Raw genomic sequence first — 1,119 nt, forward strand, 5'->3', positions numbered from 1 at the left:
CACGGCGATGCCGGCGCCGTCGGCCACCAGCGCGGCCACCGCGTCCAGGCTGCGCACCCGCACGCGGTGGTGCAGCCCACGCCCCTGGCGCAGCGCCTGAGCCTGCAGGAATCGGCTGAGCCCGCTCTCGGCGGGCAGGCCGACGAAGGCTGGTCGATCACATCGGCGAAACGCAGCGCACGCCGCCCCGCCCTGCTGCCCTGCGCCGGTTGCAGGACCACCAGGCGATCCTCGCGGAACACGCGCGTGTTCAAGCCTTCGGTGTCGACGTAGTCCGCCACGATGCCGATGTCGGCGTGCTCCTGCCGCATCGTCCGCAGCACGTCCGGACTGCCGAGTTCGCGCAGGTCGACGTCGATGTCCGGATGGGCGACCAGAAAGCGCCCCAGCAGCGCCGGCAGGTACTCGGTCATCGCCGCCGTGTTGCACAACACCCGCACGCTGCTGCGCACCCCGTGGGCGTGGGCCGACATCTCGGCGTGCAGGGCCTCCATGTCACGCTGCAGCCGCCCGGCATGCCGGCGCAGCGTGCGGCCTGCATCGGTCGGCACCACGCCCTGCTTCGACCGCACGAGCAGCGCCGCGCCGAGGGCGTGCTCGAGGTTCTGCAACCGCGTGCTCGCCGCCGACAGCGACAGGTGCATCTCGCGCGCGCCCGCGGTGATCGAGCCGGCCTCGGCGACCGCGCCGAACAGGCGCAGGTCGAACGGGTCGATGCGGAAGCCGGCAGCGCCGCGCGGGCGAGCGAGGGGCGGGACTGGGGCATCGTCATCCTTCGCGGTTGCCGAAGGATAGCTGCGCCTGTGCGCGATGGACGCCCCGAGGCCGCGCCGCGACCATGCCGGCATGGACATCGAACGGCTCGCCACTCTCGGCACCATCTTCGCGCTGGCGGGCGCGGTCAAGGGCGTGTCGGGCATGGGCCTGCCCACTGTCTCGATGGCGCTGCTGGGGCTGGTGATGCCGCCGGCTGCCGCGGCCGCCTGATGGTGTGGCCCTCGCTAGCCACGAACCTGGCGCAGTGCGCCGGCCCGAGCTGGCGCGCGCTGTGCCGCCGGCTCTGGCCGGTGTGGGCCGGCCTGCTGCTCTTCACCGTCTTCAGCCCCCTGCCCGACCTCG

The 1,119-nt window shown here is 73.4% G+C and carries 1 protein-coding gene and 1 pseudogene; one reads left to right on the forward strand and one right to left on the reverse strand.

Annotated features, from left to right (window positions below):
- A partial coding sequence (locus tag x551_RS22510; protein WP_216701364.1) for a LysR family transcriptional regulator occupies positions 1–854 on the reverse strand: 854 nt, incomplete at its 3' end.
- Between x551_RS22510 and x551_RS27855 the strand changes: the two are divergent.
- Positions 847–1,119 (forward strand): annotated as a pseudogene (locus x551_RS27855) (sulfite exporter TauE/SafE family protein); the annotation flags it as partial. The gene x551_RS22510 and the pseudogene x551_RS27855 overlap by 8 nt on opposite strands.

The sequence above is a fragment of the Methylibium sp. T29 genome, assembly GCF_000576205.1.
GTDB lineage: Bacteria > Pseudomonadota > Gammaproteobacteria > Burkholderiales > Burkholderiaceae_C > Methylibium > Methylibium petroleiphilum.